Annotated in this window: 28 protein-coding genes and 1 pseudogene; 1 reads left to right on the top strand and 28 read right to left on the bottom strand. The window is 38.0% G+C overall.

From position 1 onward, the window contains the following. Positions 1 to 56 precede the first annotated feature (56 nt). The 4 genes from sufU to sufC are packed head-to-tail and all read right to left on the bottom strand — an operon-like array spanning position 57 to position 3,814. Entirely contained in the window at positions 57 to 518 is a 462-nt protein-coding gene (sufU, locus tag ACYSNQ_RS09865) for a Fe-S cluster assembly sulfur transfer protein SufU (protein ID WP_426082916.1), read from the bottom strand. Further along, entirely contained in the window at positions 505 to 1,740 is a 1,236-nt protein-coding gene (locus ACYSNQ_RS09860) for a cysteine desulfurase (protein WP_426082914.1), read from the bottom strand. Before ACYSNQ_RS09860 ends, sufU begins: the two co-directional genes overlap by 14 nt. Continuing rightward, positions 1,737 to 3,023, bottom strand: coding sequence for a Fe-S cluster assembly protein SufD (gene sufD, locus ACYSNQ_RS09855; protein WP_426082912.1), 1,287 nt, complete (start codon positions 3,021 to 3,023; stop codon positions 1,737 to 1,739). The genes ACYSNQ_RS09860 and sufD overlap by 4 nt, the downstream gene beginning before the upstream one ends. A 17-nt stretch (positions 3,024 to 3,040) precedes the next feature. Further along, positions 3,041 to 3,814 carry a Fe-S cluster assembly ATPase SufC gene (gene sufC, locus ACYSNQ_RS09850; protein WP_426082910.1) on the bottom strand — a complete coding sequence of 258 codons (774 nt, stop codon included), beginning with the start codon at positions 3,812 to 3,814 and terminating at the stop codon, positions 3,041 to 3,043. Positions 3,815 to 4,081: 267 nt separating this feature from the next. Here sufC and ACYSNQ_RS09845 point away from each other — a divergent pair. Then, positions 4,082 to 4,609: pseudogene (locus ACYSNQ_RS09845) on the top strand (transposase); the annotation flags it as partial. Positions 4,610 to 4,869: 260 nt separating this feature from the next. Here ACYSNQ_RS09845 and ACYSNQ_RS09840 read toward each other — a convergent pair. The 24 genes from ACYSNQ_RS09840 to ACYSNQ_RS09725 all read right to left on the bottom strand — a co-directional run bounded on the left by ACYSNQ_RS09840 (position 4,870) and on the right by ACYSNQ_RS09725 (position 26,183). Beyond that, the gene (locus ACYSNQ_RS09840; protein WP_426082908.1) at positions 4,870 to 5,718 is read right to left on the bottom strand and encodes a MetQ/NlpA family ABC transporter substrate-binding protein; all 849 of its coding nucleotides are present in this window, start codon (positions 5,716 to 5,718) and stop codon (positions 4,870 to 4,872) included. 18 nt (positions 5,719 to 5,736) lie between these two features. After that, on the bottom strand, positions 5,737 to 6,423 hold the full coding sequence (locus ACYSNQ_RS09835) for a methionine ABC transporter permease (RefSeq protein WP_426082906.1): 687 nt from the start codon (positions 6,421 to 6,423) through the stop codon (positions 5,737 to 5,739). Continuing rightward, positions 6,416 to 7,450: a methionine ABC transporter ATP-binding protein gene (locus ACYSNQ_RS09830; RefSeq protein WP_426082904.1), complete on the bottom strand. Its 1,035-nt coding sequence runs from the start codon at positions 7,448 to 7,450 to the stop codon at positions 6,416 to 6,418. Before ACYSNQ_RS09830 ends, ACYSNQ_RS09835 begins: the two co-directional genes overlap by 8 nt. A gap of 421 nt (positions 7,451 to 7,871) precedes the next feature. Continuing rightward, positions 7,872 to 8,189, bottom strand: a complete 318-nt coding sequence (locus ACYSNQ_RS09825) for a glycine cleavage system H family protein (protein WP_426082902.1) — start codon at positions 8,187 to 8,189, stop codon at positions 7,872 to 7,874. Beyond that, positions 8,186 to 8,545: an arsenate reductase family protein gene (locus ACYSNQ_RS09820; protein WP_426082900.1), complete on the bottom strand. Its 360-nt coding sequence runs from the start codon at positions 8,543 to 8,545 to the stop codon at positions 8,186 to 8,188. The genes ACYSNQ_RS09825 and ACYSNQ_RS09820 overlap by 4 nt, the downstream gene beginning before the upstream one ends. A 26-nt stretch (positions 8,546 to 8,571) precedes the next feature. Then, positions 8,572 to 9,750: an FtsW/RodA/SpoVE family cell cycle protein gene (locus tag ACYSNQ_RS09815; RefSeq protein ID WP_426082899.1), complete on the bottom strand. Its 1,179-nt coding sequence runs from the start codon at positions 9,748 to 9,750 to the stop codon at positions 8,572 to 8,574. Positions 9,751 to 10,062: 312 nt separating this feature from the next. Further along, positions 10,063 to 10,551 (bottom strand): hypothetical protein, encoded by a 489-nt coding sequence (locus tag ACYSNQ_RS09810; RefSeq protein WP_426082897.1) that lies wholly within the window; start codon positions 10,549 to 10,551, stop codon positions 10,063 to 10,065. Between the two features lie 11 nt (positions 10,552 to 10,562). Continuing rightward, complete coding sequence (locus tag ACYSNQ_RS09805) at positions 10,563 to 11,291, bottom strand: hypothetical protein (RefSeq protein ID WP_426082896.1); 729 nt, start codon at positions 11,289 to 11,291, stop codon at positions 10,563 to 10,565. Positions 11,292 to 11,297: 6 nt separating this feature from the next. After that, entirely contained in the window at positions 11,298 to 12,713 is a 1,416-nt protein-coding gene (locus tag ACYSNQ_RS09800; RefSeq protein WP_426082894.1) for a phage tail protein, read from the bottom strand. After that, positions 12,713 to 13,432: a hypothetical protein gene (locus ACYSNQ_RS09795; protein WP_426082892.1), complete on the bottom strand. Its 720-nt coding sequence runs from the start codon at positions 13,430 to 13,432 to the stop codon at positions 12,713 to 12,715. The genes ACYSNQ_RS09800 and ACYSNQ_RS09795 overlap by 1 nt, the downstream gene beginning before the upstream one ends. Next, complete coding sequence (locus ACYSNQ_RS09790) at positions 13,432 to 17,064, bottom strand: synaptonemal complex protein 1 (RefSeq protein WP_426082891.1); 3,633 nt, start codon at positions 17,062 to 17,064, stop codon at positions 13,432 to 13,434. Before ACYSNQ_RS09790 ends, ACYSNQ_RS09795 begins: the two co-directional genes overlap by 1 nt. Continuing rightward, a complete protein-coding gene (locus ACYSNQ_RS09785) occupies positions 17,018 to 17,359 on the bottom strand; it encodes a hypothetical protein (RefSeq protein WP_426082889.1) in 342 nt (113 codons plus the stop codon). Before ACYSNQ_RS09785 ends, ACYSNQ_RS09790 begins: the two co-directional genes overlap by 47 nt. 53 nt (positions 17,360 to 17,412) lie before the next feature. Next, entirely contained in the window at positions 17,413 to 17,820 is a 408-nt protein-coding gene (locus ACYSNQ_RS09780) for a tail assembly chaperone (RefSeq protein ID WP_426082887.1), read from the bottom strand. Positions 17,821 to 17,865: 45 nt separating this feature from the next. Beyond that, positions 17,866 to 19,221 carry a hypothetical protein gene (locus ACYSNQ_RS09775; protein ID WP_426082885.1) on the bottom strand — a complete coding sequence of 452 codons (1,356 nt, stop codon included), beginning with the start codon at positions 19,219 to 19,221 and terminating at the stop codon, positions 17,866 to 17,868. 82 nt (positions 19,222 to 19,303) lie between these two features. Then, positions 19,304 to 19,852 carry a phage major tail protein, TP901-1 family gene (locus ACYSNQ_RS09770; RefSeq protein WP_426082883.1) on the bottom strand — a complete coding sequence of 183 codons (549 nt, stop codon included), beginning with the start codon at positions 19,850 to 19,852 and terminating at the stop codon, positions 19,304 to 19,306. Positions 19,853 to 20,338: 486 nt separating this feature from the next. After that, positions 20,339 to 20,683: a hypothetical protein gene (locus ACYSNQ_RS09765; RefSeq protein ID WP_426082881.1), complete on the bottom strand. Its 345-nt coding sequence runs from the start codon at positions 20,681 to 20,683 to the stop codon at positions 20,339 to 20,341. 513 nt (positions 20,684 to 21,196) lie between these two features. Further along, entirely contained in the window at positions 21,197 to 21,781 is a 585-nt protein-coding gene (locus ACYSNQ_RS09760; RefSeq protein WP_426082879.1) for a hypothetical protein, read from the bottom strand. A gap of 279 nt (positions 21,782 to 22,060) precedes the next feature. Further along, positions 22,061 to 22,297, bottom strand: a complete 237-nt coding sequence (locus ACYSNQ_RS09755; RefSeq protein WP_426082877.1) for a hypothetical protein — start codon at positions 22,295 to 22,297, stop codon at positions 22,061 to 22,063. A gap of 54 nt (positions 22,298 to 22,351) precedes the next feature. Beyond that, entirely contained in the window at positions 22,352 to 22,552 is a 201-nt protein-coding gene (locus ACYSNQ_RS09750) for a cold-shock protein (protein WP_426082876.1), read from the bottom strand. A gap of 548 nt (positions 22,553 to 23,100) precedes the next feature. Continuing rightward, positions 23,101 to 23,451 carry a hypothetical protein gene (locus tag ACYSNQ_RS09745; protein WP_426082875.1) on the bottom strand — a complete coding sequence of 117 codons (351 nt, stop codon included), beginning with the start codon at positions 23,449 to 23,451 and terminating at the stop codon, positions 23,101 to 23,103. Positions 23,452 to 23,472: 21 nt separating this feature from the next. Then, on the bottom strand, positions 23,473 to 24,189 hold the full coding sequence (locus tag ACYSNQ_RS09740) for a hypothetical protein (protein WP_426082873.1): 717 nt from the start codon (positions 24,187 to 24,189) through the stop codon (positions 23,473 to 23,475). Between the two features lie 14 nt (positions 24,190 to 24,203). Further along, a complete protein-coding gene (locus ACYSNQ_RS09735) occupies positions 24,204 to 25,517 on the bottom strand; it encodes a T7SS effector LXG polymorphic toxin (protein ID WP_426082871.1) in 1,314 nt (437 codons plus the stop codon). After that, positions 25,507 to 25,881, bottom strand: coding sequence for a hypothetical protein (locus ACYSNQ_RS09730; RefSeq protein WP_426082869.1), 375 nt, complete (start codon positions 25,879 to 25,881; stop codon positions 25,507 to 25,509). Before ACYSNQ_RS09730 ends, ACYSNQ_RS09735 begins: the two co-directional genes overlap by 11 nt. Beyond that, positions 25,881 to 26,183, bottom strand: coding sequence for a TIGR04197 family type VII secretion effector (locus tag ACYSNQ_RS09725; protein ID WP_426082868.1), 303 nt, complete (start codon positions 26,181 to 26,183; stop codon positions 25,881 to 25,883). The genes ACYSNQ_RS09730 and ACYSNQ_RS09725 overlap by 1 nt, the downstream gene beginning before the upstream one ends. Positions 26,184 to 26,578 lie beyond the last annotated feature (395 nt).

Raw genomic sequence — 26,578 nt, 5'->3', positions numbered from 1 at the left:
TTCTGCTTCTCTCTCTAATTCTTATCTGTGTATTCTTATATCTAATTGGTGAACTCTTAGCAGTGCAGCTGTCCAGCGGTTCCTTGACCGTCGTTTTCAACTGCCTGTTCCAGTGCCTTCCATGCTAAGGTAGCGCATTTGATTCTAGCTGGAAATTTACTGACGTTTTTCAGCATGGAGGCATCGCCCAGCTTTTCTTCGTCTGCTGTTTCATTGCCTTGAACTAGCTGAGAAAAGGCCTCTGCTAGTTGTTCTGCTTCCGCTACGGTTTTCCCAATCACTGCATCGGTCATCATACTGGCGCTAGCGGTACTGATAGAGCAGCCGCTGCCGTTAAAGGCGATATCCTTGATTACATCATCCTGAATAGCCACCTGAAGCTCAATCACATCACCACAGGTTGGATTATTCAGCTCAATTTTCTGACTGGCGTCGCCTAATGTACCATGATGATGGGGATGACTGGAATGATCCAAAATCACCTGACGATACAAATTTTCTAATTTAGATAGGGCCATGTTGGAAAAACTCCTTTGTTGCAAGAATTGCTTCGATCAGCCGATCGGCATCTGCTTTTGTATTGTAAAGATAAAAACTCGCTCTGGCGGTTGCCGGCACGTCAATGTATTTCAGCAAAGGCTGAGCACAGTGGTGCCCGGCACGGACTGCCACGCCTTCCATATCCAAGGCAGTTGCTACATCATGAGGATGCAGTCCTTCAAGATTGAAGGCAATCACTCCGGTATGGTCTTCAATCTTCTGCGGACCATAGACCGTTAGCCCTTCAATGGCCTGCAGCTTGGGCAGGACATAAGCAACCAAATCCGCTTCATGCTGATGGATATTTTCCAGACCGATGTCTGTCAAATAATCCACGGCTGCGCCTAATGCAATGGCTCCGGCAATATTAGGTGTTCCTGCTTCAAATTTCCACGGCAGCTCTTTCCAGGTGCTGTCCTGTAGATTGACAAAGTCAATCATTTCGCCGCCGAACTCTACCGGCTCCATTTTTTCCAACAGTGCGCGTTTTCCATATAATACACCAATTCCTGTCGGTCCGCACATCTTATGTCCGCTAAAGGCATAAAAATCAGCATCCAGCTCCTGTACATTGACTGGCATATGGGGAACCGCCTGTGCGCCATCCACCACCATGATTGCACCATGCTGATGGGCAAGTACTGTCAGCTCGCTAATTGGATTAATAACGCCAAGGACATTTGAAACATGGGCGATTGAAACAATTTTTGTTTTATCTGTAATTTGCTTTTTTGCATTTTCAAGATCCAGATAACCATCTGCTGTAATATCGATATATTTCAGCACGGCTCCTTTACGCTGAGCCAGCTGCTGCCAGGGAATGATATTGGAGTGATGCTCCATATAGGAAATCACGATTTCATCTCCCGCACCTACTGCTAAATCACCATAGCTTTTCGCTACCCAGTTCAAGCTGGTTGTTGTTCCTCTGGTGAAGAGAATCTCGGCTGTTTCATTGGCGCCAATCAGTCTCCTTACCTTTTCCCGAGCAGCTTCGTATTCCTTTGTTGCCCGTTCTGCCAACGTATGAACGCCTCTGTGAACATTGGCATTATCATGCTCATAGTAATAAGCCAGCTTATCTAGAACGGCTTGAGGCTTTTGGGTGGTTGCTGCATTATCCAGATAAACAAGTGGCTCGTCGTTCACTTCTTGAAACAAGATCGGAAACTGCTGACGAATATTTTCCACGTTTATCATGCGTTCAACTTCCTTTCAATAACCTCGACAAATTCATTTTGAACAGCCTTCACAGGGATTGCTGTAATAACTGAACCTAAGAATCCACGGATAACCAGACGTTCAGCTTCAGCCTGCGGCAGCCCCCGACTCATTAGGTAGTACATTTCTTCCGGATCGACACGGCCGACACTAGCAGCATGTCCCGCTGTTACTTCATTTTCATCTATTAACAGGATTGGATTGGCATCCCCTCTGGCTTTATCAGAAAGCATTAGTACCCGGCTTTCCTGCTGAGCATCTGCCCCTTTAGCTCCCTTAAGAATATGACCAATTCCGTTAAAAGTAAGTGTTCCCCGTTCACGAATAACACCGTGCTGAAGGATATGACCAACAGAGTGAGAGGCTTTATTTGTTACTCGAGTATCAATCCCTTGGGTCTGCTTACCTGCACTAATTGCGACTACTTTAACTTCTGAATGAGCACCTTCCCCAACTAAATCTGAATCAAAATCAGCAATCACATCGCCGTCATTCATCACGCCTAACGCCCAGTCAACAGAGGCATCCCGCAGGATATGCCCTCTACGGTTCATATAGGTAGCAAGATTTACGCCTAGCTGATCGACTGCGGAGTATTTTACCTTAGCACCTGCTTTAGCAATGACTTCAACCACAATATTTGCGGAAACCTTGATATTTTTATCAGCCATTGTCTGGAATCTTTCCAAATAGCTGAATTCACTATTTTCTTCCGCTACAATCAGCACATGCTTGAAAAATGCCTGGTCACTGGCGGAATCCTGAAAGAAGATTGCTTCAAGAGGTTCTTCAATAACTACATTTTTCGGTACGTATAAAAACAGCCCGCTATTCATAAAGGCAGCATGATACGCAGTCATTTTGTCTTCATCCATCAAGACTGCTTTTGTCATATAATATTCTTTAACCAGCTCAGGATAATCCTGCATGGCTGTAAAGATATCGGTAAAAATAACTCCTTTGTCCGCCAACTCAGTCGACAGCTGTTCAAAAATCGTTGCTGAGTTCTGTTGTACAACCATTGGGTTATCATTCATTTCACCAAAGCTTGGAACATTTCCAGAAGCTGGTTCATACGTGTCAGTGGTCACGTTGAACAGCGGCCAACGGTGAAATTTCACCCGTTCAATCAGCGGCAGCTCCAGCCCATCGATTTTTTCTAATGCAGACAAACGAAAGTCAGTCATCCATGAAGGTTCTTCCATTTGTGCAGAAAAAGCGCTGATGTCGTCAAGATAAGCTTTTACATTTGTGTCTTTCATTTATCTTGTCCTCCTCCTTATGCTTCTTCTTCTTTGTATTCAATACCTAATTCTTTGCTGATTCCTGCATAACCTTCTGCTTCCAGACGTTTTGCCAGCTCGGCATCACCGGTTTTCACAACTTTTCCATTCATCATGATATGCACCACATCAGGTGTGATGTAGTTCAACAGACGCTGATAGTGCGTAATAATCAATGCACCAAAGTTTTCACCGCGCATTTCGTTGATTCCTTTTGCTACAACCTTCAACGCATCAATATCCAAGCCAGAATCGATTTCATCTAAAATTGCAAAGGTTGGTTCCAGCATCAATAGCTGCAGGATTTCATTTCTTTTCTTTTCTCCGCCGGAAAAGCCTTCGTTCAGGTAACGTTCAGCCATCTCCTCAGGCATATTCAGCAAATCCATTTTGCTGTCTAACTTTTTCAAAAATTCCATTACAGAGATTTTATTGTCTTCTTCACGCTTGGCATTAATTGCCGCACGCATAAATTCCGCATTGGTAATCCCTGGGATTTCGCTTGGATACTGCATAGCTAGAAATAGACCTAAACGTGCACGTTCATCGACTTCCAGCTCTAAAATATTTTCACCGTCAAAAAGGATTTCTCCTTGAGTTACTTCATAATTTGGATTGCCCATGATGGCAGCAGACAATGTCGATTTCCCTGTTCCGTTGGGTCCCATGATGGCATGAATCTCACCTGTTTTCATCGTCAGATTTACGCCCTTTAGAATCTCTTTATCATCAATTGATACGTGTAAATTTTTAATTTCCAAAACTGACATGTATATTTCCCTCCAACTTTTATTCAAAATTTCGTTCTCAATCATTTTATCTTAATTGAGAATGAATCGCAATCTCTTTGCTGTGGAGAAGGCTAATTTTTCTGGACTTTTCTTATATATCACTTGCCTTGTTTAGAATATTTACAACTTGATAAGAAGTTTTATCAATAGCTATCGTTTTCATTTTCTTATCCAAAGCTCTAAAAGAAAACTGATCGTTTTTAGAATCCAGCAGGTTAGTGCTGCCTCTATAGCCTTGGAAACTTGTTTCATTTAGATGACAGTTATCACATGTGCTAACTAGTCAATCACGAACAAGTCAACTATCGTACCATTAGTCGGTTCAGAAGACATGAGGCAACTGTGCACCTTTTAGTAGAAGCCTTTGTTCCATCTCGTTGTCAACTGATTACCAATCAAGTGATAGAAAATAAAACCCCCTTCATTGAAAACACAATAATTGAAGCAAATGCCCATAGATTCAGCTTTGTTTGACACAAAGCGACCACTCGTTATGAACGATTAGATAAAAACAATAAAACCCTTTATCAATAAGAAATCTAGCCTTGGTTAAAAGAAGAAACGCAATCTGGTGGATTGACGAACCATCAGTTGAAAGAAATTGCTTATCACTTTGAAGTAGATTTAGAGGTGACAGAAGAACACTTACATAATGAAAAGCAGCGCCACTTAAAGAGAAAAAGAAGAGTCTACAAAAAATATCTGCGCAAAGTTCAAATGAATTATTTACCGAGAAAACAAATATATGAAGCGTATGTCCGCTATCATAAAGAAAGTAAAAAGAAATACAAAAAATATTTTTTTCGTTGAAAACTGACACTATTTTGAAGAAGAAGATACCTATAGTTTTCCAGCCCTTCGGACAGTTCCTTTTAAACAGGGTAGTAGGAAAAAAACAAGCCCGATTTTGATATTGTTTATCAAAATCAGACTTGTTTTCTTTTTGAAAGCGGGTTATGGACCACGCTCCCTTAGTTTAACTATATGCAAATCTTTGAAAAATGCACTTCTGGTTCATTTTCTAACTTTTATCTTTATTTATCAACTGGTTTTACGGAACCATCCCATTTATCAAGAATCCAGTCTTGAATTTCTTTGCTGTGCAGCGCATCAATTAGCTTATTAATTGCTTCGTTGTCCTTATCTTCTGAACGGACTGCAATAATATTAACATATGGTGAGTTGTCAGCTTCCAACAACACAGAATCCTTCACTGGATTCAAGCCTGCATTATAGGCAAAGTTGGCATTGATTGCTACTAAGTCAGCTTCATCATTTTGGTAAGTTGTAGCCAGTAGCTCTGGATTAATATCATGAACAAATTTCAGATTTTTAGGATTTTTATCAATATCATCAAATGTCGCAGTTTCTAAATCAACGCCATCTTTAACTGTTACTAAATCGGCATCCTGTAAAATCGTAATGATTCGACCCCAGTCAGATTCTGAATTTGAAGTAATCACTGTTGCTCCATCTTTCAGGTCTTTAATATCATCAATTCGCTGAGAGTAAAGCCCCATTGGTTCAATATGAATGCCGCCGGCATTCGCAAAATCATACCCGTTTTCTTTTACCTGAAGACTAAAATAAGGAATATGCTGGAAGTAGTTTGCATCGATTTCGCCATCTGCCAATGCTTTGTTCGGCAGAATGTAATCATCAAACTTTTTGATTTCTAAATCAATTCCTTCTTTTTCAAGAATTGGTTTTACCTGTTCCAGAATTTCCGCGTGAGGAGTTGGTGATGCACCAACTGTCAATACTGTTTTTTCACCCTCTGCTGCCTTAGATCCATCTGTACTCCCGCTATTATTGCCTCCGCATGCCGCTAAGCCAAAGCTTAGGGCAACGACTGCTGCTAAACCTGCTAATTTCTTTTTCATACTTAATTCCTCCCATTATTATCGTTTGTCTGTTCGTTTCGCTAGAAAATCGCCCAATCCCTGAACAATAAATACTATAAGTAATATAATAACTGTCGCTACAAAGGTAACGGTCAGATTGTTCCGTTGATAACCTTCCTGCCAAGCTAGTCCGCCTAGACCGCCGGCACCGATAGCACCAGCCATCGCTGTAAATCCAATCATTGAAACAGTTGTAACAGTTAATCCTGAAATCAGTGCTGGAATACTCTCTGGGATAATCACCTTGCGGACAATTTGCCAATAGCTGGCACCCATTGCCTCAGCAGCTTCAATAACTCCGGAGTCAACCTCCCGAAAGGCAATTTCTACTAATCGTGCATAAAATGGCGCAGCTGATAATACTAGCGCCGGAATAGCTGCCTTAGCACCCAGCATCGTTCCTACAAGTACCTTTGTGAAGGGGATTAATAAGACCATTAAAATCATAAAGGGTGTGGAACGGAAAATGTTGCTGATAATTGAAACAGCTGTATATAAAAATTTGGCATAGGCTTTATTGTTGCGTCCCGCCGTATAAAGCAGCAATCCTAAAATTAACCCAATCACCAATACACAGACCATGGAAATAACCGTCATATAAACAGTGTCGATTAATGCCTGCTGCAGGGTTTCACCGTTTACTTTGCTAAAGTCAAAATAAGTTTCTGCAAAACTCTTATCCACGATGAATCACCTCCACGCCAACTTCTTTTTCTTTGAAAAATGCCAAGGCTTCCTCAACTGCTGCCTTCTCGCCAGTAATCATGACTGTCAGCGAACCGAAAGCTCCTTCTTTAGCCTGCTGCACTTTGCCGTGAACTACATTGATGTCAACAGGAAATTGACGAATCGCCTGAGAAATAACCGGCTCATTGGCATTATCCCCTTTAAAATGCAAAGTGGTTACTAATCCAGCTGGGTTTTCGGCAATCAGTTCTGCCAACAGCTCCTCTAAATCCGCTTCCGGATCGATTTCTCTTTGGACAAACCTCTTTGTTACTTCCTGTTCTGGATGGCGGAAGACATGAAGCACTTCGCCTTCCTCAACAATTTTGCCCAGCTCCATAACGGCAACCTTATTACAGATTTTTCTGATAACATGCATTTCATGGGTAATCAGCACAATTGTTAAGTTCAGTTCTTTGTTAATTTCCAATAGTAAATCCAAAACTTCATCAGTTGTTTGCGGATCCAATGCACTTGTCGCTTCATCGCACAACAGAATCTCCGGATTGTTAGCCAGTGCCCTGGCAATACCAACCCGCTGCTTTTGTCCGCCGGAAAGCTGACTCGGATAGGCATTCCCCCGTCCTTCCAGTCCAACTAGAATCAATAGCTCTTCTGCCCGTTTTAAGCGCTGTTCTTTTGAAACTCCAACCAGCTCCAACGGAAGCATAATATTTTCTAAAATCGTACGGGACCACAGCAGATTGAAATGCTGAAAAATCATACCGATTTTCTTTCTAAAACCTCTTAGCTCCCCAGCGCTTAGTTTGGTCACATCCTGATCCTGTATCACAACTTGACCATCACTTGGCAGCTCAAGCCCATTTAAGAGACGAACTAGTGTACTTTTTCCTGCACCGGAATAACCAACGATTCCATAAATATCACCTTTTTCTATTGATAAGGAAACGTCGTCTACTGCTGTCACTTTTCCGGCTTTTCCGGAGAATTCCTTTTTGACATGACGTAATTCAATCAAAGCCATGCTGCTCACTCAACTTTCTGTTTTTAATTCATTTGCATCCTTGCTCAGACCAGCCGAACAATAAAAAAACTTCCGTCCTCTACTGATTATAATACATATCAGTAAAAAGGACGAAAGCATATCTTCCGTGTTACCACCTTAATTTACAGTTATCTCACGATTACTGCCTTATTCAGTACTTGATTTTTAATCATCGTATACTGTGGTGCTGTAACGGGCACTCCCGTAATAAGCTCACTCCTGCTTGCCTATTCTGCTCTAAGACCATCTTCCATACCAAATCTGCTGCCTCTTTTCAGCTTGCCAAGGCTCTCTTTTCAAACAGTTCAAATATTTACTCTTCTTTTCGATGCTTTATTATTTTTGATTAATGATGAAATTATAGCAACATCAACTTCAACTGTCAACGTTTTTATCAGAATTATTCTTCTACTTCTGTAAATACTGCCAGCCACGCTTGTGTTTCATCCTCGTTGTCCAGCAGCTCAGGATTTTTATCAGCTGCTTCATTCACAGCTGCAACCATCCCGGAAATTGGGCTGGAGAATTCACTAACCGATTTTTCTGCTTCCAGCTCTACAAAAGAGTCTCCAGCAGATAGCTTTTGCCCAACCTTTGGCAACGTGACAAAAGAAATTTTTCCTAAATCCTCCTGCGCAGCATTAGTCAAGCCAACTTTTAAGCCTTCTGTGGTTTTTTCAATCCACAAATTATCGACAACTTTTCGGTCTGTACTCATTTGCTAATTGCTCCTTCATACTCAGACTCTTTAAAGCCGTTTGTAATAAAATGACCATCTTTAACAAAGATTGGACGCTTATTCAGCATGCCGTCTTTAGACAAACGCTCAGCCGCTTCCTCGTTTGAAAAGTCATTAACGATTTCCTTCAGCCCTTGTTCTCTATAATGACCACCGCTTGTATTAAAAAATCTGCGAACCGGCAGCGGACTTTCCTCCATCCAGCCAAGCAGCTGTTCTTTGGTCGGCGGTGTTTCTATCATATCAACGATTTCATAATCCACACCTGACGCATCAAGCCAAGCTTTTGCCTTTTTACAAGTTGAACATTTCGGATACCAGAAAAACGTGTACATACTTTATTCCCCTTCTTTCTAAATAATCATTCACTGACTACTACTTCTTTTTGATACTTCATTGAAAGAATCAGCCCTACACCAATCATATTTCCCAGAATAGAGGAACCTCCCTGACTAATAAACGGCAGCGGAATCCCTGTTAACGGAAGCAGACCAATATTAGCGCCAATATTCTCAAATACGTGGAAAAGCAGCATCATAATAATTCCTGTTGCAATATACGCATAAAATTCATTATTTGTTTCAAAACAAACACGAATCATTCGATAAATCAATATAAAGTATAACAAAATGATAAAGCATCCGCCAATAAAACCAAAATTCTCACCGATAATCGCAAAAATCATATCCGATTCCCGTACAGGTACATAGACATCGCTCACGTTAAATCCTTTTCCCAGCAGACCACCAGAGCCAATTGCCGTGATTGCCTGCGCTGGCTGGTTGGAACGGCTTGGATCATTATGAAATGGATTCAGCCATAAGTCAATCCGTTCAAACTGGTACGCTTTGACGCCAAACTTATTTAAAAAGTCCCGGCCAGAGTCTGTCGTAATGAGATACAATACCCCAGCGCCAATCAGAATGGCTCCTAAAAAGACGGGCACCACAATTTTCCAGGAAATTCCCGACATTAGAAAGACACCGGCAAAAATAGCCAGAAAGACCAGCATGGTTCCGAAGTCCTTCTGCAGCAAGATCAAAGCAACAACCGGAAGTGTAACCATCGATAATTTTGCAATCAACCAGCCATCTGTTTTTAAGGTTCGTTCCTTAAAACGAGCATTATGCATTGTCACAACGTAGGCCAGCATCAAAACAAAGGCAATTTTCATTAACTCAGAAGGCTGGAAAGTGGTTCCACCGATACTTATCCAGTTTTTTGATCCAGTTTGAACCTCCAAATAAGGATCATAAAACTTAAGCAGCAGCCCCATCATAATCAACCCGATTCCATAAAAGACTGGGGTCAGCTTCCACAGCAGCTTCGAACTAAAATGCATGATAACCACCACGCTAATGATTCCGATTAAATACCAAAGTCCCTGCCGCATCAGCATTGGGAAAATATCCGGTCGGTTTGGGTCATTGTATAACGCTGAATACAATGAAAGCATTCCTATTAATGATAGGAGAAAAACTGGTAAAATTACGCCGTAGTCTATACGATTATCTATATTTAACTGTTTATTTTTGTTCATCTGTCATCCCTTTTCCTTGAATCATACGCTCTTTATTATATCTTCCCTGCCGCATAAAAGAAAGTACGGACTGAAGGATTTGGAAAAAACTTTAATTCCCTATGTAGTCATTATCCATTTTTCAATGTATTTCTATAAGCAGCTCATGAACTATGGGTAATTTTTGTACCAGGAGTTGTTCTTAACATAGGTTTAAAAAAACAGAGCTTATGGTTCACACCACTTGCTCTGTTTCATTTTTCTAAAAGAAATTATTTTTCTGAAAATATGTCAATTGAATATTCTAATTTCTAGAAAAAATTAAATGTTTTTCTATGCAATTTTGACAATTGTCATAGCAGATCTAATAATGCTTCCTGATGTGGAAGCACCATTCTTGACAGCTCTGATTTGAGCACCTGATTGCAATTCCACTAATGCTATTGGAGAAACAGAAGAATTTTTTGGATATGTCCGTAGTACCTCGATTGTATTAGAAATACTCCCGTTATTACTAATTTCAAAATGCAGTGATTTCCATTCATCATCTGTTTGATTATAAAGAGATATCTGACCAGCAAGATGATAAAATCCTGCTTTAGTTACAATAACCTTATTATCTGAGAGATAGATATCTTCACTTGACTTGACCTTCTCCCAAGGTAATTCTACTACCAGTTTATCATTAGGTGTACTTTTTGCTGTAAAATACCCAAAACTTTTTGAATCCATTTCTGCAACAGATGATTCTATAGTTGAAAAATTACTCTCTATCGCTTCTGCCCCATTTTCCATACCTCTGTATATATTCTTTAATTCCATTTTTTCTCCTCCTAATATAGTTCAAATAGAATTGAACGATATGTTATTTCATCAATCAATAAAAACTTATCATCTTCAATTTTTATAATCTCACTGTCTGTCGTATACTCAACAGGAAGAGATACAATACTTGTATTGCCATCAACATGACTGACTTGACAGGCAACTGACTGACTGGCAGATCCGCCAAATAAGCCTGCTGATTCGGTTCCAAGAGGCATAACTCCTATTCCATGTGTCCAGGAACGAACATTGATATTCGGCTGAAGACCAGAATTATGCATTATAGTCACATCAAACCCTGCTGGGACAAACTGAATAAGCAGCTGTTCAATATGTTCCAAACGATCATCTAAAACAGCAAAATCTCCATATTTCTCACTACTTCTTGCATGGATGACTTCACTGTCAACCGTTGCATTTCCTATAACTTCTTTCATACGTGCTTCTAAATCTGTCTGCCGTTTTTCTACAGCTGCCTGCCTCTTTTGCGTATTTTCAGAAATATCTTTTATTTTGTTGTAAAGAACATTCGTATATTCAATCATCCGTGCCAAAGCTTCTCGAACATGACGTCTCCACATCTTGGTACGAATCCATAAAGCAAATTTTTGAGTGAGTTCATCTACTACACCAAATTTTATTGCCTCTTCAACTTCCTCTACATCTGTAGGGTCCCGATAATCAACTTCATGGTTTTCTCCTGTCGGCTGTGTATCATAAAATTTTTGTTCCGGCATTTACTTTCACCTGCTTTCCTGTAGTTCTTTTACTATAGTCAATAGCTCGTTGATTGTTTCATCCTGTTTTTCCAATTTTTGCTGCTGACTGCTTAATAGTTCTTCAAAAGATTCATTTCTGGATTTTTGAATAATGAGCTCCTGTTCTTGTTCAGCGAGTTTTTCACCATACATCGGCAGCACAGCAGTCTCTTCACTCAACTGCAAAGTCTGCGCTTTCAGGGTGCTGACATCTGCATTATTCGCATTTGCCGTACTCTTCACTGTTTCAACAGTCTCTCTCAGCCCTCTGTATTCCAGCTGGTATTGAGAAAATGTTTTTTTCCCGCTGCCGATTGTCAGAACAATTTTTTGAGGATTCAGAATATCAATCTTTTTTTCAATCACTTGCAGAACCTCTTGTTCATACAAGAATTGATTTGCTACTGAATAAGAGTTTCCCAACTGGATAATTTCGTAGCGTTGATCCAGTAACCCCAACTCTATTACCTCAGCGGTCCAGGTAACCAGCATTAGCCGCTGATTTTTCAGATATTCCTGACCACGCTGCTTTAATAAAGCCTTATTTGTTATATTGGGAAATTCAATTGTTTTTTGAATAACACCAAATTTGCTAACAAGTGTCTGATCTTCAAGATAATTTTTCCCATTATTAACACTTTCAATCGTTGTTTTTTCTCTAATACCATCTGAAATATTCGCAGTATTTTCCGAATTATCGATATCCTGCCCCAAAGGAACTACTCTTGTTGCCAGCTCAGAAATATCAATATCTCGGCTGGCACTTTTCAAGTTTCTGGCGATTTGCAGCGGTGTTTGAGACACTTCCCCGTATTCCTTTAAATAATCAAGCAGGAGTTTCCCATTTGATTCTCTAAGAATTAGATAGCCGCCTAATTGATCCAGAAGTTTGTTTTTAATCACTTCAGCAGTTGCATCATAGCCAATAGCGCGGTAGGTACCTTCTTCGTCCTCCACAGTGACTGTTCCAACATAAATTCGTTTATACTCCTCTACTTGACGATTGTGCTCTGCCAGTAATAGTTCCAGAAATTCTTTTACTGATCTAATTTTAGGCTTTACATATCGTTGTGTGCTGTCATAAAGATAGGCTTTTTGGTCTTCGCAAAGTATTTTTTCAACAAAGCTGCCAGTCCCATCCATAGTATTGGTAATTTGAGCTATCCGTCCTTTAAAAATTTGACCGGATTGATCTGTCACGGTAACCAAATTTACGATGGGTTCTGCCTTTCGGTAAGCTGGGTTGTTAAGATTTATAGAGAACTCAAAGGTGCTAATTCCCAAGCCTTCTATTGATAATTCCAAATCACCGTTATTTATTTTATTACCAAAGTTTGCCGGTTCATGAATCACTGTTCCCCGTTGGTCACCAGCATGCTCGTATAATGTTACTCGATACATTACACCATCACCTCGGTTTCAAATGAAAAGCTAACATGACCATTTCCAACAAGTGTAAGAAGGTTTGCTCCTCTTTTCAATTTGAAAAAAAGATCCTGATTCTGTCCTTTTTTGATGGGTAGCCTTTCATCTTCTTCTGTTATCAGCAAAAGAGTCTCAGTGGCCGTCATTATCGGACTTGTTGCATTCGCACCCTCGCTTATGAGCAATACTTTTCGTGTACCATTGACAAAGAAACCTGTCCATTGATCTACTCCATCTGTAAAGTAATCCACATCAAATTCATCTGTATAACCAGAAGCATCCTTTAATGCAAACGGATAACAGTCAAAAACAACTGTTAAAATTAATGAATTGCTTTCCTGATCATCATCCGCCCGTACACTCTCACATTTTCCCAGCCAATGACAGCCATCAAGCCAAGTATCATAAATTGGTACTATACCATTTAGCAGCAGCTGTTCTTTCGCTTCTTGCTCCAGCCGTTTTCTCTCATCGTATTGAGCCAGAGGTCGGAATAATTTAACTGTCACTGTTCTATTTTCGAAAACCCGTTCTCCCAGCAGCATTGAGAAATCATAGACCCCTTGCATAAATGGAATACTTTCAATAATTTCCTGTTCATCCGGACTGGGTGCATCATGTTCAAGGACATAGTATCCAGCTGTTTTGCTGTTGAATCGACCGACCTCAATATATTCTTTTATCTCTATTCCCATTAGCGGTACCTCCCTACATAGCCCGTTCTATTGCCTAAAAAGCCATCCATTGAGCCGCCAATACCGCCTACCAAAGCGCCGCTTTCCAAGACAACATTCATATTTTTTATCGTACTAACCATTTCCTGAAGCTGACCAACCATGCTGTTCTGCACATCATGTTCAACCTTCAGCTCAGCTTTTGGAGCTGATGCAGTGCTGCCCGAAACAGCATTTTGAACTTCTGCAATCATATTTTTTGCACTAGCTACCGCCACTTCTGTATCCTCTTCAATCCCAACTGCTACACCTTGAGCAATAAAGCGTCCCACTGTATCCCGGAATAAACGAGAAGGCGATTTGATTTGAGCAACTTTGCGCGCCTCTGCATTAATTTGATTCACCAAATTAACCATTGCTCCAATCGCTCCACTTGCTCCGGCATTGATTCCAGAGGCAATACCGTTGGCCATCTGTATACCTACAGAAGAAAAATCAACAGTTTCTGCGCTTGCTTTAGCTCTTTGAGCAACAGCCAAAGCAGTATTGCTCACATTCACTCCATAAGCGCTAATTCCATTATTGTAAGCATCTATATTTTGTTTACCAGCCGTATTAAACTGACTATTCTGTTGCTTAATAGCATCAGAACCACCAGTAGCAACATTTTTTGCAGTTACTTCAACATTGCTTTTTTCATTTGCAACTGATGTATTCATCGCTCCTATCAAATGTGAACCTATTTGACTAGCGTCTATCGAACCAGACTCTAATGCTTGAATAAAAGCATCTTTACCTGCGGCTCCATTAACAAACATGCCTTCTGGAAGACCAGCCAATCCATTTACTGCTGAATCGCTAAGTCCGGCTGCAACAGCTCCAAAATCGTTGGTTTGTAATGCTGTAAGCAAGCTATCGCCTGCATCCAGTCCCCGTTGATGAAGAATTCCTGCCAGAAGCTGCATTTGCTGGTCAATACCTACACCTGAATCCGCATATTTCTGAACCAACCCAGTCAATGCTTCGTCAGTTGTTACACCCACTCCATTCAGTCCCTGGGCAATTGTTTCAGCCTTCATTTGTTCATTTTGCTGAAGCAGTGATAGAGTATCCAAGCCTGCCTGTTCCTGCTGTAATCGTAGCTGCTCATTATGCATCCCTAAAGCATCGATTTGCTGTTGGAAATTCGCCTTCTGAACTTCATCTTCTGTCGCTGCATATTCGGCTTTCAAACTAGCAATCTCCGTTTCATTTGCTTCCAGCTGCTCTTTTCTATTTTGATAAAGTGCCTGATTCGCACTCATAGTTGCCTTTAATTCAGCATCACTTAACTGTTTACCATTTTCTAATTTTGCTGCTGAAGCTTCAACAATCAACTGCTGCTGTTCCATCAAGCCTTCACGAATTGCGTTGTTCTGATCCTGAAGGGCTCGCCTTTGTTCATCAGAAAGAGCTTGTCCCTCCAATGTTTTTTCTGCAACCAGCATTTCTTTGTTTGCCTGCATGACAGTCAGCATTTCACTAGATCCAAAGCTCGCTTGTTCAATCATCATGGAATAAGCTTCGCTCTGAGCAGCTGCCTGCTCTTCACCCGTTAGCTGTTCGGCTTGAGTCAGCTTTTCACCAACCTGGGTTTTAATTTCTTTAAGCTTCTCTCCATGACGGCCCATGATTTCTTCAGCTGCCTCAAATCTTTTAGTGGACTGTTCCAAGCCCTCTCCAGAAAAGGCAGTAATCGCGGCTTGTCCAACCTCTGAATACTTCAACGCCAGATTATCAATTCGATTTCCCGCCTCATCAAAGGTTTCCCGATAAGCTTCACCAAGTGCTGCGATTTGTTCTGCTGTTGCTACTGTCTCTTCTTTCAACTCTTTGGTATTATTCGTTAATTCACTTGTACTTCCGATAACTCCTGCAATAGCTGAGTTATCTTTGAGATTATCAAAACCTTCTTTTATCTCAGTCAAATTCATTTTCATATCGCTGAAAGCTTCATCCGCCGCCTTATCATCACCATTAATTTTAGCCCAAATACCAGTGATGGCACTTCCGACTGCCTGAGCAGTATTGATGACTGATATTCCTCCAAAAACAATGCCTCTAAACATATCTACAACAGCTGCAATGGCAATTAATACTCCGCCAGCTAGAATAACTCCCAATGTTTTAAATGCATCTCCAACACTACTTAAAAAGGGCATTATTCCTTTAAACATATCACCCATACTTGTGAGAGAGTTTTTGATTGCTCCAAAAGCTGATGAAACAAAACCCTTGATATTCATGAAGTTCGACTGCCATGCAGCTGCAAATCCTGCAACAGCTGCAATGATTAAAGCTATTCCAACGATTAAAGGATTGCTTATTATCAATGCACCAAGCGATGTAAATGCACTTCCTGCTGTTGATGTAGCACTAACTACTAATTGAGAAAAATAAGGTAGAATCCCTCCAGCTTGACCAATCGACACCCCAAGATTCATTAGAGCCCCTCTGGCTGATACCACCATATTGCCAATATTATTTTTAACTGTAGAAAATCCTGCCACAACTTGTTGACTAAAAAATGGTACGATACCGCCCGCTTGGTTAATAGATAGGCCAAGGTTCATCAAAGCTCCTCTAGCTGATGCCACCGTGTTGCTAATGCTATTTTTAACCGCAGAAAATCCCGCTGAAACTTGTTCTTTAAAAAAAGATAGAACTCCACCAGCTTCGGTTATGGGTTGAGTGAAACTTGTTATTGCTGAACTAAGTGAAGACCCTAAAGAACTATTCAAATCTAATATACTTGAAAATGAACTTCGAATGACTTCAGCATACTGAGAAATTACACCTTCACTTCCCATCACATCACCGTTAAGTTCAAGAAAATTCCCCGCTACATCTAATATCGCTTCACTAAATGAACTGCCAAGAAAATCATCTATTCCTTTTAAAATATCCCAAAAACTGCTGGAAGATTCTGCCGACTGCTCCATTCCGCCAATCATCAAATCAAACTGGCTGGCAGCCTGTTGAAACATTTGACTCAAAGATAAAATAAATCTTTCACCAGTCAATTGAAGTCCTGACAAAATTCGCTGAAAATCTCCGTCAACATTAACCCAGATGTTAGAAAATAATTCTATTGTTGGAAATCCAGAGGCTAAAACAGATTGGAAGTTAAGGAGACCGTTGATACCAGTAGTGGTTAAGTGAGCTATTTGCGTACTAACCGTAGAGAAGACGGTTCCAATCTCGCCCATCAAATAGCTTTGAGCGATAAATTCTTGAAGTCCAGCAGTCGCCAAAGCTGTACTTTGACTTACAATATCCATCTGATTACTGGACTCACCAAGCTTTTGATTCATTGCTTCTAAAAAAACTACAGACTGATTCAACGTCTGATTAAATAGAGCAGCGTTATCCATTTGATTCATTTGTTCTGCAAAAACACCTAACTGAACAGCAGCTGACCTGCTTGCCGAACCAACCATATCAATAGTTGCTGCTGTACTCCGCATAGTCTGATCCAGCATCACGGTGGCTCTTTGTGCTGCTGAGGCACCATCTCTGTATCTGCCTAAAAGAGTAACAGCCCGCTGAAAAGTTGCTGAAAAGTTCTTATCTCTCGTCTGCAAAACTGTTGTTACTGTATTTCTTTCCTTCATCTTTTCCCTCCTTTCTGCCCTTAACAATTGCTTTTGCCCGCTCTAGCCGGCTTTGCATCTCATAAAGGTCGTCTTTTTTACTATTTGTCTTTTCATTCTTATTCATATCTGCAAGTATCTTTTCTTCATTCTTTTCATAATCATAAATACTCTTAACATCTCTAAATAAGTATTTTCCTTTTTTCTCAGCCTTAAATAAGCGATTGGCAAACGCCCCTTGAAACACACGACGTTCCTTTTCGTTTTCATTTAATAGATACGCCTTCATTCTCAATGTATACTCCCACGGAGTCATACACTCAATCTCTTTCAGCTGAATCGTCGGAAAATAACGAAAACAGGTAAGAACTATTTCATCATAGCTTGCTCCAAGTCCATTTGAACTTTGCTTTCCACCGTCTTCATCATCTGCTCGATTCCGGATTTGATTTTCATTGTTCGTTTTTTCAACAATGGAGCCGACGTTAAGTACTCGATAAAATTTTCAAATAATTCCTCCACCTCAGCTGAAGTTTCCAAATAATTGATAATCTCCCGCTCTTCCAGCTCATCATATGTACTTAGACTCGCTACAAGCATTTGCTTCAATGCATTAGGATCTCCATCAATTAGTCCGCCGATTAGTAGTGTCAGACTATCCATCTGCTCGTTATCTTTTGGCAGTGCATTGATTTCATTCAGAAATTTAAATCCAAAAATCAATGGATATTTCTTCCCATCAATTGTTACTACTGCTTTTTTTACTTTATTAACCATGTTTTTTCCTCCTAAAATGTAAGAGGGGCAATAACTGCCCTGCTCTTACATAGATAATGTACATTCTAAACTTGCATAATCAATGTTGATTATGCTGGCTGTCTTACCGTCACTGGCAGGAGCGTATGCCATCACATAAACATAACCATCATCTGTTATTGATGAATTTATCTGTGCATCTGATGTTAAATTTCCCTGTAACAATGCAACTGTAGTAGCATCTGAAGCTTGCCCAGTTACCCATGAATAGATTCCGCCCCACCTAGCTAATATCATACGGTTAGGCTTTTCACCTGCACCTGAAGCAAATCCGTGAACTTTAATATTTATTGACTTGGTCAAACTTTTCAGCTTGGCTACTTTTTCAGCTACTGTAGCAGCCTTCTGAAAAATAGTAGGATATTGTTTTTCTATGTTTTCAACAACATTCCATGAGAACATAACTTGAAAAATATTGCCGTTCACATTTGTGGACTGGCTATACAGATTATTATCAAGGTTCATTATTCCATTATACTGATTTTGATCATTTTCAATTGTGATAGCTTGAGGACTTAATAAATTTGTATATGCGGTTCTTGTCATTCTATTCGGATTCTCTATAACACTACCTGCAATTTTATTTTTTAGGTCCATTGATACTATTACTTCTACAGGTTCTTTCTTCCCTGTTGTAAAAGTACTTTCGTTACTTTCACCACTCTTGTTTATAACCTTAGCTGTATAATCAGTGTCACTAGATAAGCTTTCTAGTTTACACGGTGATGATACGTCTCCAATAGTAGTTGAAACTGGCAAAACAATCTCAATACTTGCATAGTCAATAGTCACAATACTCGGTGTTGTTCCATCTGAAGCTGGCGCATAAGTTAAAGCATAAATATAGCCATCATCGGAAATAATACGTGAAATTAATGACTTAGTATTCCAACTCAGTCTAAGTTGTTTAATGCTGTTAATTGTATTCTCGGCAACCCCAGAAGCCCAAGCATTGTTGTCAACAAAGACACTCAGCTTTAAGCTGTTACCTGCTGCACCGCTGGCGTATCCATATGCATTTAAAGATATTTGTTGACTGGTACCTTTAAGAATGTCAACTTTTTCCGCAACTGTAGAAACTCCCTGAAAAATAGTAGGATATTGTCTTTCTACAATTTCTATAACATTCCAAGAAAGCAAGACTTGCGAAATGTATTTATTTGCTTCTGTTTGAGGTGAAAACTGAGTATTATCCAATTTGCCTATCCACGAATACGCAGCACTACTTAAATCATTAAAAATAGCACTGGAAGGCATCTGTAAGCTAGGATTTATACTATTTTTTGCAATATTTGGATTCTCTACAACGCTGCCAGCTACTTTCCCTTTAAAATCACTTAGTATTGTAACGTTTCTTTTCAATACTACATCCCCTTTGTCACCCGACCATTCCAAGAGTGCTGAATCATCTCCAATAGCTGAAACCGTCAGATTTTGGGGAGGCTTAGGGTGTTACTGTTGTTTGAGGAGTATAGATAGCTGTTGGTTCTTCCCCTTTAGCATCAGCAATCGTATCAAAGAAGAAGGCTTTCGCAAGCTCATCATTTTCAGCATCCACAGTTGCTTCTCCATTAACTAATAAACCATTAAGATTTAATGTTGTTGATACAGAAGCATTAGATTCAGCTTCTGCTGCGTCAGGAAAGTTTCCTAAAATTCCAGTTCCATACTGTGCTTTATATTTACGTTCCACACCTTCTACAGGATTGTCAAAGAAGACTCTCCAAACTTCAATTTCTTCTCCATTTTCATATGCATATTCCAGCATGCTGAATACCTCTGTATTGGTTTTCAAAAATTCCATTTCAATGTTAGAGACAACGCTGCCGCCAGTTGCTACGCTACCGTCTTTAGTTGCCTGAGTTTCGACACTTGTTTCACGATTATACGTATGGCTCATTTCCAAAGCCAACAAACCAGCTTTTTTAAATGGACGTTCCTTTAATAGACGAAACATTAACTTAACATTTTTACCTTGAATTGCTTTTTCCATAATTATTCTCTCCTTAGTAATTAAATGATTATCTGCTTCAACAGCAGCGCATTGTTTAACTGTCACAGAAAATAGAAAGAAGAAAATTTCTTTATTGAAACTCCCTACTTAATTTTTCTATACTCACAAAAAATCCTTACTGCTTTTCATTTATTATTAAAATTTAATTTTATCAGCGGTTATTTTTTGTTCTTATAGCTTTATTAAGTATTTAATTTATTAAAGATTTTTCTTCAATCATATTTTTGATTTATCATTTTCCAGACAGTCCGCATAGCTTTTTTAGTCTTCAATGTTTAGACTGAAAATGTAATGAAAAAACTAGTTTTTTTCTACTGCAGTAGTTTCTTTTACATTTCCGATAAACCAATAATAGCTGATTATGTCTCTTCATAACTTTCAAAGAACTCCCAAAAAACTTTCATTATATAAATAACTGACTCTTTAAAAATTTATTTAAACAAAACTAAAGCTATAAACTTTTGTCTACAAGATATCCTTAGCCAGCTCCTGAACTTTTTTTACAATCTGCTCATCATTCATCCAGTCTTCGGTGCGCGTTAAATCATAAATGGCTGTCATTTTCTTTGGCGTCTCGGGATTCTTTTTAAACTGCTCTTCAATCTCCGGCTGATTTTCCGAAGCCAGATTGAATAAATTGACTTCCAGCTTTTCCTGCATTTGAAAGATACGCGTTAACGTAGGATTGAATCTTTTTTCGGCCGCCAGAGATGCATTGCCGCCAACCAATTCCCTCCAGTTCAGTTCACGTTCTATCCTTAACTCGTTTACTCTATCCCAAAAATCCTCAATTGTAGTGATTGTGCTCATTGCATTCCACCTCTCTTTCCATTCTTTTTTCGCTGTTCATTTGTCTTAAAATATAGACAATCAACAGCCTCTCAATGTAAAGCTGATTAGAAAGTGTCTTTCAGCTTGTTTTTTCATATCTGCTATGGTTCTCTATTCCAATCTGCCTAGCCTCATAGTAGCTGATTATTTTCATTCTTAACTTTCATTTCTCTGTTAAAAGTCTCCCATTAATTTCCCAGTTCCTTTTTATCATGCATTTTTCCAATACAAAAAAACCGGAAATCAACCAGGATTCCCGGTTTTATATTTATTAGGTTCTTTCTTATAGGATTTGACAGAAAACCTATACAGTCATCCTAATCATTCAAACTTTTTCCATTCGCAAAAAAAAGAGCTTGAAACAAAACCAGCAATTTCTTGCCTTTTTGCTCCAAGCTCTACGATTTCATTCAATTCTTTTTTCCTACTGGCACTATTAACGGAAAACTACTTATTGTCGTTATCAAAAAAATCCTTCAAAAATGATGCCTGCTACTTAACAAAGGTTAGTGACTCCATCAACTGAGTCAGATTCTTGTTATTCTTTTCCTTTTTACTGTTAATCGTCCAGCCAATATTTTGGATATAGTAGGTTTCCCCTTCCAAAACATCATAGATCCAGGCAGTCTTTATTCCATCTGAAGTTAAGCCAAACGTATATCTGGTCCCTTTAAAACCATTATACTCAATGTCGCTTTCTTCCACATCATAAGTGTCTTCAAGCATATCTGGTACAATTAAATCCTTATATTCTTCAAAGCCTTCAAAATCATCCTTATGCTCACTTAAAACCATATAATAAATATCTGCGTCGTAGTTTTCAAAACTCAAATCGGCATCATCTGAAAGTTCATCAGGCTCCAATGCTTCCCAGCCATCGCTCAATTTCAACGTAAAGGTTCCATTTTCTGTTCGATAAACAGTCTCTTCCTCTGTTCCTTCAGCTTTGCTTCTTTTTTCTCTTTTTTCGCGTTGGCTCGTCCCTACTCCTGTAGAACTTTTTTCATCATTGTTTCTTGTACAGCCTGTCATTAAGATGCTTAATAGGATAAATCCGCCCACTACAAGTTTTTTCATCAATACTCCCCCTAAATCACATATATCATTGATTATATAGTATCTAAAAACCAACATCAATGGGATTAGTCATTAGGAATTGGGAAAAGTGCAGAAATCTATCATAGAATCTGAGAAATAAGCAAAAAAAAGAGTTTTGAACATAAAAATAACTGTCCAAACTCTTTCTTTTTAATTATTCTGAACAAACGGCATTCCAGTCTTTGCATGCTTTTAAGATTACAACGCAGGGAGAATCCTAGACAAGCTTATAAGAATCCTAACGTTCTGGTTTCAACCTCATCGCTGATACATATCATTGTAATTAACAACCGTTCGATCTTCCGTAGCAGAAGAACCGGATACAGCATCGATTTCTACCACAGCGGCATATTCTAATTTCTTTGCAATAACACCTGTACGAATCTCACTTTTGTAAATAAATGATACAGACTGTCCTATATCAAAAAGCTTCTTGATTTCAGAATCCTCTTTTTGCTTTTTTCCATAGGCTTTTTTTTGAGTCGGCTCTGCCATGATTGCCCTCCTTATAAAAAAAGACAGTCTTTTGAAGACTGTCTTTTTGATAGACTAATTTTTTACGATATTTACAGCTTGAGGGCCACGTTGACCATCTTCAATATCAAAAGTAACTGCTTGACCCTCGTCAAGAGATTTGAAACCTTCTCCTTGGATAGCTGAGAAGTGAGCGAAAACGTCTGTTCCGTCTTCTGCTGTAATAAATCCAAAACCTTTGTCTGCGTTAAACCATTTAACTGTTCCTGTATTCATAAATAAAATCCTCCTAGTGCTGTAGCACAATATATTTGCAATATTTTCACGATAAAAATAAGAGGAATTATTCTAAGAATAGATAAGGATAAAGCCTTTTAGTTTAACCAGAAGCATACTACAAGAATCATCTTACCATATCCATTCTTAAAAGTATACCAATTTACCTTGAAATAAGTAAGAATCTTAATTATTTTCCAGTTTTATACTAAAATCGGATATTTCGTTTCATATATTCCAAAATAGTTTTTGTACTTTGTAGAAAATCTGTAAGGCTTCACTTAGACAAGCCAAAACCCTCTGCTAAATAAAGGGGGTCAACTATGCCAGCTGCAGGGATCGAACCTGTGACCTGCGCGTTAAGAGTGACTTAAAATCTTTTTCACACGTATATATGTTATTAAACCGGTACATTTTTTCTCTATTTTATTTATTATCTCATGATAAACACTCATTTTAGACAAATTTTAGACTAGCATTCTCAAAATCAAACTCTTATAATATAACATCAAAATATTCGAATAGCATATCCTACTTAATAGATATATTTATTTGCTTGATTCTTTTGTTGAAAATTTTAAGAGTAAACTCATTGCGTTGGCGTTTTCAGTAGCTGAAATCATTCTAAAATTGATATATTCAGGTGTTTTTTCTCTGCAATAAAAAGTCATAAATCGATACTCCATTATATGAACAAATTCATAAAATACTCTTTCAATAGAGACTTCATCTTTCTTTTGAGTGTTTATAGTTACTACATATGTTGTACCTTCCAGTTTTATTGAAAAATCTAGTACATTTTCAATATCCCTCAACCAAATTCTAATTTCGGTACTAATTCCTTCCTCTACAACATAATTAAGTTTTTCATCTAAGCATTTTACAAAATCATTTAACATTATTTTCTTCATATTTTTAGCCTAAATTTCCAAAAATAGACAAGCTAATTCACTCTCATCTCTATTTCCTTTATTATTAATTAAAAAATAGCACCTTTCATTTTCCAATATACATTGTCTAATACTATAAGAACTTTCGGCTTCATACAACAGAATCCATTCATCATTTTCCCACAAGTATAGTTCTTCTTCATCATACTTAATTATTTTTTTATCTTTAATACTATAAAAATAACCTTTACTATTATACAACAGTTCTTTTTTCATTTTTCCATCATCATAAATAATTTTTTCATAATCACGATAAATTATTTCTTCTTGATTATTAGTAAGGTATGTTAAACCATTAACTGAATGTTCTTCCACTGTAAATAGAAGATTATCATAGGTGAAAAAATAATTTTTTTCTCCATCCATCAGTCGAAAACGGCTTCCATCAACATAATAATTCTGCATAAAAAAAGTAGTACATTGCATTTTTACTATTTTCTTGTTCTTAACTTCTACACTATACAATGTTTCATTCTCTAAATCTTGAATAATTACATAGTCATTTAAAGTAGAGGCATACATTTGATAGATTACAAGTTCTTCATCCACATCTATTTCTGTTACAAATGAAAAATTTTTATCAAAAACAGTCAATCCTTTATAATTGCTATTTATTACTATATATTTTTTTGTAACAGCTAATGCATAAACATCATTATTTTCTATTTCTTTCTTTAGAATTTTCAATACTATCATCTCCTTTATCTAGGTAATTTTTTTGTTTTATCTTGAGTGCCCGGAATTAGTTCGCCTGTTTGATGGTTAGCTTCTCCTAAATGATTACCTCTTTTATCATAAACCTCTATATGCGAGCCTTCACCTCTATGAAAAGTATCCCTATGATAAAACTTACCATCTTTTTCATAGACAACTGCGCCTTTTATTCTTCCTTTACTTTTGTTTACTTTGAAACTCTTATCACCTAAAATAGTTTCATTATCTAAAGGAACCCTGTCCTTTTCTTCCCATTGTGGAGTTTTTGAATACATAATATTATTAGCATAACTTTTAAGTAACGCCTCTAAACTACCAGCTATTGCAGTTGATCCAGCCGTTTCGACTACCATATTGTTTGATAAAGACAAAACTCCTACATTGCCATTATCCACGGATACCAATAGTTTATCTCCTACCATGCCGATAATTTCTCTTACAATGGCACGAGTTCCATTAGTTAGTGATATTACTTGTCCAATTAATGTAACCCATTGCGTGAACTTATCATTTTCAACTTCTTGACGAAGTAAAGTCAACATTTCCTTTTTTAGTAAATCATTATAAATTTTGGTAGCCTCTTCATCTAATACACCATTTTTATACACTTCAAATACTTTACCACCAAAGATATTTTTACTTTCTTTAATTGTCATGTTTCCATTTTTTATCTTATCTTCTCTTTCTTGCCATGACGCATGAAGCGGTTTCACTAAAGACAAATTTAACCTTGATATTTCGAAGACTCCAGAACTTGGGTTCCACGCTTTACCATTTTCAATTTCAGATAACCAATTATCTAAATTAGCCAGCTTTGATTCATAATCAGAAAAGATGTTTGGCGAACTACTATTGAAGCTATATAATCGTTCTAATTTTTCTTCAATTCTTCTTATAGAATTTTGGACATTCATATACCGTTTTTCTAAATGAAAATTTGTTTCTTCTTTATCCAATATGATAGCCATAGAGCGAAGTAATAATTGACCTTGATTGATTTGATTCTTTAATTCTTCTTCAATTACATCACAAGTATCTACGCTACTTTGAAATTCTTTCGGCAATCTTTGATGTGCCTCAATAAAGGCTTCACAAGCCAAAATAAATCCATTCGCCAGAGGTGGATATACAGTTAAAAAATATTGTTTTGCTGAATCATACGTTTTACCAGATAATGGAGCATTAAAAAATGATGTTGCACTATCTTTTAATTGACCTGAAAATCTAATATACTCATCCGCCATCTGTCTAGCAGCATTCGATTGAGCTTCTACTTCACCAACAAAGAAATTAATATCCATATCTATCCTCCATTTCCTTTTCACTAAATAGAGTTTTTTTCTTATGAAATAGTTCCTCTTCTTTTACTATTAAATCCTTTGATTTTTGTTCCAATTCCTCAAATGCTGATAATAAATTTTCCTTGTCTTTCATTCCTAATCGATAGTTTTCTTCCTTATATACTTCGAAATCATTCCTATCATGCGAGTTCTCATGACTTTCTATTAACTGTTCGTAAAATCTTTGCTCGTCTTGATCTATATAAAATAGTGCTTCATCATACTCCTCTAATTTCCTTTTTTGTTTCTGTAATTGTTCTCTTTCTTCATCAATCATTAAAAGGCTTTTCTTAATTTGTAATTCCTGATCTTCTTGACTTTTCATTAAAAACCACCCAAATCAAAAAAAGATGTTTGTTCAAATCCTTTTTGTAAATTTTGGTCAATTTTACTAAATTCCTTCGCAACAGAATTGATATTATTTCCATCTTTTGCTAATGCATTAGAAATGCGTATCCCTCTATCGTATAAATCCGAAATACTTTTTTTTGCATTTGTATTTCCTGTCACAGTCGTACGACTAGCTAAACTTGTCACACTGTGCACTGATGAAAATCCACTGGCTACTTGACTTAATCTTGCAGAAATACTACTAGCAACACTAAAGCTACTGTTGACCTCACTCATAAAACCATCATCCTATACTTTTTTCTAAAAGTATATCAAACATTCCAAAAGACGTCTATTTGCTTTACAATAAATTCGAATATCTGCTTATAACAAAAATACTTAGTTTTCTAGGCTCTTTACAATACTCCTAATTTCTGTTTTCTTCTATTATCTACAGATTTTTGATTGTAACGTTTACGAGGTGTAATCGTTTCTAAAGCACTAATTTTATTCCTCAACTCAGCAACTTTTTCTTGCGGTAATATCTTTACAAATTCTAGCCACCCCAACACTCTTTCGAGAGTATATTTTTCACCCGCACCGGACAAATAAAGTTTGATTTCCCTAATAGCATTCGTTTTATAATCATGTTCAATCTTATAAAATGAATACCAATACTAACCAAATCCTGT

The organism is Enterococcus sp. LJL51, from assembly GCF_054871795.1.
The sequence above is the reverse complement of the archived record's forward strand: the minus strand, read 5'-3'. Positions and strand labels throughout refer to the sequence as shown.

Bases quoted from the DNA above. Each gene is read 5' to 3' on its own strand.
- ACYSNQ_RS09830 (WP_426082904.1), bottom strand. From the start codon at position 7,450: ATGGCTTTGATTGAATTACGTCATGTCAAAAAGGAATTCTCCGGAAAA.
- ACYSNQ_RS09745 (WP_426082875.1), bottom strand. From the start codon at position 23,451: ATGTTAAATGATTTTGTAAAATGCTTAGATGAAAAACTTAATTATGTT.
- ACYSNQ_RS09815 (WP_426082899.1), bottom strand. From the start codon at position 9,750: ATGAACAAAAATAAACAGTTAAATATAGATAATCGTATAGACTACGGC.
- ACYSNQ_RS09725 (WP_426082868.1), bottom strand. From the start codon at position 26,183: ATGAGTGAGGTCAACAGTAGCTTTAGTGTTGCTAGTAGTATTTCTGCA.
- ACYSNQ_RS09825 (WP_426082902.1), bottom strand. From the start codon at position 8,189: ATGAGTACAGACCGAAAAGTTGTCGATAATTTGTGGATTGAAAAAACC.
- ACYSNQ_RS09820 (WP_426082900.1), bottom strand. From the start codon at position 8,545: ATGTACACGTTTTTCTGGTATCCGAAATGTTCAACTTGTAAAAAGGCA.
- ACYSNQ_RS09765 (WP_426082881.1), bottom strand. From the start codon at position 20,683: ATGAGCACAATCACTACAATTGAGGATTTTTGGGATAGAGTAAACGAG.
- ACYSNQ_RS09735 (WP_426082871.1), bottom strand. From the start codon at position 25,517: ATGGATATTAATTTCTTTGTTGGTGAAGTAGAAGCTCAATCGAATGCT.
- ACYSNQ_RS09730 (WP_426082869.1), bottom strand. From the start codon at position 25,881: ATGAAAAGTCAAGAAGATCAGGAATTACAAATTAAGAAAAGCCTTTTA.
- ACYSNQ_RS09810 (WP_426082897.1), bottom strand. From the start codon at position 10,551: ATGGAATTAAAGAATATATACAGAGGTATGGAAAATGGGGCAGAAGCG.
- ACYSNQ_RS09840 (WP_426082908.1), bottom strand. From the start codon at position 5,718: ATGAAAAAGAAATTAGCAGGTTTAGCAGCAGTCGTTGCCCTAAGCTTT.
- sufU (WP_426082916.1), bottom strand. From the start codon at position 518: ATGGCCCTATCTAAATTAGAAAATTTGTATCGTCAGGTGATTTTGGAT.
- ACYSNQ_RS09800 (WP_426082894.1), bottom strand. From the start codon at position 12,713: ATGTATCGAGTAACATTATACGAGCATGCTGGTGACCAACGGGGAACA.
- ACYSNQ_RS09770 (WP_426082883.1), bottom strand. From the start codon at position 19,852: ATGGAAAAAGCAATTCAAGGTAAAAATGTTAAGTTAATGTTTCGTCTA.
- ACYSNQ_RS09790 (WP_426082891.1), bottom strand. From the start codon at position 17,064: ATGAAGGAAAGAAATACAGTAACAACAGTTTTGCAGACGAGAGATAAG.
- ACYSNQ_RS09780 (WP_426082887.1), bottom strand. From the start codon at position 17,820: ATGGTTAATAAAGTAAAAAAAGCAGTAGTAACAATTGATGGGAAGAAA.
- ACYSNQ_RS09755 (WP_426082877.1), bottom strand. From the start codon at position 22,297: ATGGCAGAGCCGACTCAAAAAAAAGCCTATGGAAAAAAGCAAAAAGAG.
- ACYSNQ_RS09860 (WP_426082914.1), bottom strand. From the start codon at position 1,740: ATGATAAACGTGGAAAATATTCGTCAGCAGTTTCCGATCTTGTTTCAA.
- ACYSNQ_RS09795 (WP_426082892.1), bottom strand. From the start codon at position 13,432: ATGGGAATAGAGATAAAAGAATATATTGAGGTCGGTCGATTCAACAGC.
- sufC (WP_426082910.1), bottom strand. From the start codon at position 3,814: ATGTCAGTTTTGGAAATTAAAAATTTACACGTATCAATTGATGATAAA.
- ACYSNQ_RS09760 (WP_426082879.1), bottom strand. From the start codon at position 21,781: ATGAAAAAACTTGTAGTGGGCGGATTTATCCTATTAAGCATCTTAATG.
- ACYSNQ_RS09805 (WP_426082896.1), bottom strand. From the start codon at position 11,291: ATGCCGGAACAAAAATTTTATGATACACAGCCGACAGGAGAAAACCAT.
- sufD (WP_426082912.1), bottom strand. From the start codon at position 3,023: ATGAAAGACACAAATGTAAAAGCTTATCTTGACGACATCAGCGCTTTT.
- ACYSNQ_RS09750 (WP_426082876.1), bottom strand. From the start codon at position 22,552: ATGAATACAGGAACAGTTAAATGGTTTAACGCAGACAAAGGTTTTGGA.
- ACYSNQ_RS09785 (WP_426082889.1), bottom strand. From the start codon at position 17,359: ATGACTCCGTGGGAGTATACATTGAGAATGAAGGCGTATCTATTAAAT.